Genomic DNA, 5,551 nt, shown 5'->3' with positions numbered 1-5,551 from the left:
CCCGGCGAGGAAGGCGGCGGCCATGGCGGGGAAGTTCCGTACCGTGCGTCCGTAGCGCCTCTCGACGTACTCGGAGCAGTGTTTGAGCACCAACGCCGCGCTGCCGGCGCCCAGTTGACCCTGCAGCTCCTCGCGGACGCCGTCCAGGAAGACGTACCAGAGTCCGCCGTCCCGGCCGCCGCCTTCCTCGCCGGGTCCGTAGACCCCCGCCCGGTGGCGTCCGGCAGCCCCGGCGACCGCACCCAGATGGCCTTCGCGCGGATCTCCGCCCAGGTGCTGCGCAGGCTCGGCGGCCCCGGACCGGCCTCGCCCCCCGGCGGCCCGCCGCGAGAGGGCCCGGCGGGTCTGCTGGCGCAGGCCCGCGCCTGTCTCGCGCATTTCGGCGAGTACGGCACCGTACGCGACCTGGACGCCGCGATAAGGCTGCTCGGCTCAGCCATCCAGGCAGAGCGCCGTAGCTCCGAACGGGCCGTGCTGTACGGCGAGTTGGCCGAGGCGCTGCTGCGGCGCTGGCTGGTGCGCCCGCTGCCCGAGGACCTGCGCGAGGCGCTGGACGCCGCGCAGAACGCGCTCACCGGGGAGCCACAGGCAAATCTGACGCTGGCGCGTGTCCTCGAGGCGATGGCGGACGAGGTGGAGGAGGGCCGGCTGAGCCCCGAGCTGATGCCGGAGTGGGTCCGGGTCCAGGCGGCCGCGGACCCCGAGGACGCGGGCCTGGTGGCGTCGATCCTGCTCTCGACCGCGGACACCAGCCTCGCCGAACTGACCGAGAGCCCGCCGCTGCCGGACGGCCCGGGCGCGCTCAGGGAGGCCGCCGCGGCGGCCAGGATCCGGGTGCTGCGGCGGCTGGCCGTGACCGGTGCGCCGTACGCGCCGCGCGGCCCGGTCCGTCCCGAGGACTGGTTCACCGAGACGCTGCATATCGCCCTCGGCGTCGTACAACTGCTGCTGGCCGACGAGCGCCGGGAGCCCGCGCTGCTCATCAAGGGCGGGCTGCTTCTCGAACTGGCCCGCCACTACCGGGGCGAGGGCCCCGTCCCGCGGGCGGCCGACGAGCAGGACCTGATCGCCTCCCGCGCCTTCGCCGACCGGGCCGACAAGGACCTGCACGCCGGCATCGACGGGCTCGACTGGGACGCCGTCGCACAGACGGAGCTCTGCCGCGCCTGGCTGGATTACGCCGACGCCATCGAGTTCGCCCACCAGTACCCCGACGACGACGCCAGACTGCGCATCCTCCAAGCCCTCGACCAGGCGCGTCAGCACGTCGGCAAGGACGAGGAGGCACAGGCCGACATCCTGCTGCGGATGGCCCGAGTCCTGGAGCAGCGCTACGTGTCCACCGGCGGCTGGGCACACCGCGACTCGGCCATCGCGGCCTGGACCGAGGCCGTGCCGCTGCTGCCCTGGCACGACCCCGGCCGCGCCGTCGTCCTCACCTCGCTCGGCAGGCAGCTGACCGAACGCGGCGTGGACAAGGACTCGTCGGCCGATGTGCGTGCGGCCGTACGGGCCCTGCGCGGGGCGATCGACGAGACACCGTCCGCCGATCCCGAACTCCCGCGCCGCCGGGCCCTGCTGGGCCACGCCTACATCGAGGGCTTCCGGGCCGAACAGACCCTCGCCGACCTGCACGAGGCGGACTGGGCACTGGGCGCCGCCGCCCGCGCCGCCGCCGACCCCGAACTGGCCGCGTACGCCTGGTGGTACCGCGCCCTCGCCGCCGCCCTGCTGGCCGAGCGCACCGCGTCGCACCCGGGGCTCCAGGACGCCGTGGCCCACTACCGCCGCGCGGCGGCCCAGCCCGCAGCCGGCGATCTGCTGGACCGTGCGGCCACCGCCCAGTGGATGCGAGCCACCCGGCTGGAACGCACGACGGGCTCTGAGCGGGCCCTGGAGGAACACCGGGCCGTGCTGTCCGTGCTGTCCGCCGCGGGCGCGTCCGACTCTCAGGCCGCGAGCCTGATGCGCCGCGAGATCGCCAGACTCGAAGGGGCCTGAACAGCCCGAAGGGCCCTGCCCCGCGCGGTGTGCGCGGGACAGGGCCCTTCGGTTCGTACGGTCAGGCCTCGAAGACCTCGTTGAGCAGCTGCTGCTGCTCAGCCTGGTGACGCTTGGCCGAGCCGACAGCCGGCGACGAGCCGTGCGGCCGCGAGATGCGGCGCAGGCGCTCGCCGTGCGGGATGTCCGCGCCGACCGCCAGGTCCAGGTGGTCGATCAGGTTCAGCGCGATGAACGGCCACGCACCCTGGTTCGCCGGCTCCTCCTGCGTCCAGAGGTACTTCTCGGCGTTCGGGAACTTGGCGATCTCCGCCTGGAGCTCGGCGCCCGGCAGCGGGTACAGACGCTCGAGACGGATGATCGCGGTGTCCGTGTTGCCGCGCTTGATCCGCTCGGCGTCCAGGTCGTAGTAGACCTTGCCGGTGCAGAAGACGACCTTGCGGATCGCGCTCGGGTCCACCTTGCCCGCGTCGACCGCGGTGTCGCCGATCACCGGGCGGAAGCCGCCGTACGTGAACTCCTCCGCCTTCGACGCCGCCGCCTTCAGACGCAGCATCGACTTCGGGGTGAAGACGATCAGCGGCTTGTGGTGCGGGTTGTGGACCTGCCAGCGCAGCAGGTGGAAGTAGTTCGACGGCAGGGTCGGCATCGCGACCGTCATGTTGTTCTGCGCGCACATCTGCAGGAAGCGCTCAGGACGGGCGGAGCTGTGGTCCGGGCCCTGGCCCTCGTAGCCGTGCGGCAGCAGCAGGGTCACACCGGAGGTCTGGCCCCACTTCTGCTCCGCCGAGGAGATGAACTCGTCGACGACCGTCTGCGCGCCGTTGACGAAGTCGCCGAACTGCGCCTCCCACATGACCAGCGCGTCGGGGCGGGCCAGGGAGTAGCCGTACTCGAAGCCCATCGCCGCGTACTCGCTCAGCAGCGAGTCGTAGACGTTGAAACGGGCCTGGTCCTCGGAGAGGTACAGCAGCGGGGTGTAGTCCTCGCCGGTCTCCTGGTCCACCAGCACCGCGTGGCGCTGGCCGAACGTGCCGCGGCGGGTGTCCTGGCCTGAGAGCCGGACCGTGGTGCCCTCCATCAGCAGCGAGCCGATGGCGAGCGTCTCGCCCATGCCCCAGTCGATCGTGCCGTCCTCCACCGAGGCCGCACGCCGCTGAAGCTGCGGCATCAGGCGCGGGTGGACGGTGACGTGGTCGGGGATGTTCACCTGGGACTCGGCGATCCGCTTCACGACCTCCTGGGAGACCGCGGTGGTGACCGCCACCGGGAACTCGGCCTGCGCGGAGGGGACATGCGCCGGTGCCGGCTGGCTGGTGGCCTCGCGCACCTCCGCGAAGACCTTCTCCAGCTGGCCCTGGAAGTCCTGGAGCGCCTGCTCCGCCTCTTCCAGCGTGATGTCGCCGCGACCGATCAGCGACTCGGTGTACAGCTTGCGCACCGAGCGCTTCTTGTCGATCAGGTTGTACATCTGCGGGTTGGTGAACTGCGGGTTGTCGCCCTCGTTGTGACCGCGGCGGCGGTAGCAGATGAGGTCGATCACGACGTCCTTGTTGAACGTCTGGCGGAACTCGAAGGCGAGCCGCGCCACGCGGACCACGGCCTCCGGGTCGTCGCCGTTCACATGGAAGATCGGCGCCTCGATCATGCGGGCCACGTCGGTCGCGTACATCGACGAACGCGACGACTCCGGGGCGGCGGTGAAGCCGACCTGGTTGTTGATGACGATGTGGACCGTGCCGCCGGTGCGGTAGCCGCGCAGCTGCGACATGTTCAGCGTCTCGGCGACCACGCCCTGGCCGGCGAAGGCCGCGTCACCGTGCAGGGCGACCGGCAGGACCGTGAAGTCCGTGCCGCCCTTGTTGATGACGTCCTGCTTGGCGCGCGCGACACCCTCCAGGACCGGGTCGACGGCCTCCAGGTGCGAGGGGTTGGCGACCAGCGAGACCTTGATCTGCTCGCCGTCCAGACCGGTGAAGGTGCCGTTGGCGCCCAGGTGGTACTTCACGTCGCCGGAGCCGTGCATCGACTTCGGGTCGAGGTTGCCCTCGAACTCCCGGAAGATCTGCGCGTACGACTTGCCGACGATGTTCGCGAGGACGTTGAGGCGGCCGCGGTGGGCCATGCCGATGACGACCTCGTCCAGGCGGGACTCGGCAGCCGAGTCGATGACCGCGTCGAGCAGCGGGATGACGGACTCGCCGCCCTCCAGCGAGAACCGCTTCTGACCGACGTACTTGGTCTGCAGGAAGGTCTCGAAGGCCTCCGCCGCGTTGAGGCGGCGCAGGATCCGCAGCTGCTCCTCGCGCTCGGGCTTGGTGTGTCCGCGCTCGACCCGGTCCTGGATCCACTTGCGCTGCTTGGGGTCCTGGATGTGCATGAACTCGATGCCGGTGGTGCGGCAGTACGAGTCGCGCAGGACGCCCAGCACATCGCGCAGCTTCATCAGGGACTTGCCGGAGAAGCCGCCGACGGCGAACTCGCGCTCCAGGTCCCACAGGGTGAGGCCGTGCTCGGTGATGTCCAGGTCGGGGTGCTTGCGCTGGCGGTACTCCAGCGGGTCGGTGTCGGCCATGACATGGCCGCGGACCCGGTAGGAGTGGATCAGCTCGAAGACACGCGCCGCCTTGGTGACGTCGTCGTCGTGGCTGGCGTCGATGTCCTTGAGCCAGCGGACCGGCTCGTAGGGGATGCGCAGCGCCTCGAAGATGTCGTCGTAGAAGCCGTCCTCGCCGAGGAGGAGGTTCGCGACGATCCGAAGGAACTCGCCGGAGGCCGCGCCCTGAATGACCCGGTGGTCGTACGTCGAGGTCAGCGTCATGACCTTGGCGATGCCCAGCTTGTTCAGGGTGTCCTGGGAGGTGCCCTGGAACTCGGCCGGGTAGTCCATCGAGCCGACGCCCATGATGACCGACTGCCCGGGCATCAGACGCGGCACGGAGTGGACGGTGCCCAGCCCGCCGGGGTTGGTCAGCGAGACGGTGACGCCGGTGAAGTCGTCCATCGTCAGCTTGTTGTTGCGGGCGCGCCGGACGATGTCCTCATAGGCCTGCCAGAACTCGAAGAAGTTCATGGTCTCGGCCTTCTTGATGCCCGCGACGACCAGCTGGCGGTCGCCGTTCGGCTTCACCAGGTCGATGGCCAGACCGAAGTTGATGTGCTCCGGCTTGACGAGGGCGGGCTTGCCGTCCTTCTCCGTGAACGACCAGTTCATCGACGGCATGGCCTTGATGGCCTGCACCATCGCGTACCCGATGAGGTGCGTGAAGGAGACCTTCCCGCCGCGGGCGCGCTTGAGGTGGTTGTTGATGACGATGCGGTTGTCGAAGAGCAGCTTCACCGGGACGGCGCGCACGGATGTGGCCGTGGGCACCTCCAGCGAGGCGTTCATGTTCTTCGCGACCGCGGCTGCGGGGCCGCGCAACGGGACGAGCTGGGGGCCCACGGCCGGCTCGGCCGCCTTTGCCTTGTCGGCGGCAGCCGCCGGCTTGGGGGCGGCGGTGCCTGCGGCACCGGCGCTCGCGGCGGGCTTCGCCGGCGCCGCGGGAGC

The 5,551-nt window shown here is 70.7% G+C and carries 2 protein-coding genes; one reads left to right on the top strand and one right to left on the bottom strand.

The window, feature by feature from the left end:
- Positions 1-78: 78 nt before the first annotated feature.
- Positions 79-2,001: a hypothetical protein gene (locus J7E87_RS34200; RefSeq protein WP_215098555.1), complete on the top strand. Its 1,923-nt coding sequence runs from the start codon at positions 79-81 to the stop codon at positions 1,999-2,001.
- A gap of 61 nt (positions 2,002-2,062) precedes the next feature.
- Here the strand turns inward: J7E87_RS34200 and J7E87_RS34195 are convergent.
- A partial coding sequence (locus J7E87_RS34195) for a multifunctional oxoglutarate decarboxylase/oxoglutarate dehydrogenase thiamine pyrophosphate-binding subunit/dihydrolipoyllysine-residue succinyltransferase subunit (protein ID WP_215098554.1) occupies positions 2,063-5,551 on the bottom strand: 3,489 nt, incomplete at its 5' end.

This window comes from Streptomyces sp. ISL-1, assembly GCF_018614585.1.
In the GTDB taxonomy this organism is placed as follows: Bacteria; Actinomycetota; Actinomycetes; order Streptomycetales; family Streptomycetaceae; genus Streptomyces; species Streptomyces maoxianensis.
Note: the sequence above shows the minus strand (reverse complement) of the source record. Positions and strands in the feature narration are given on the sequence as shown.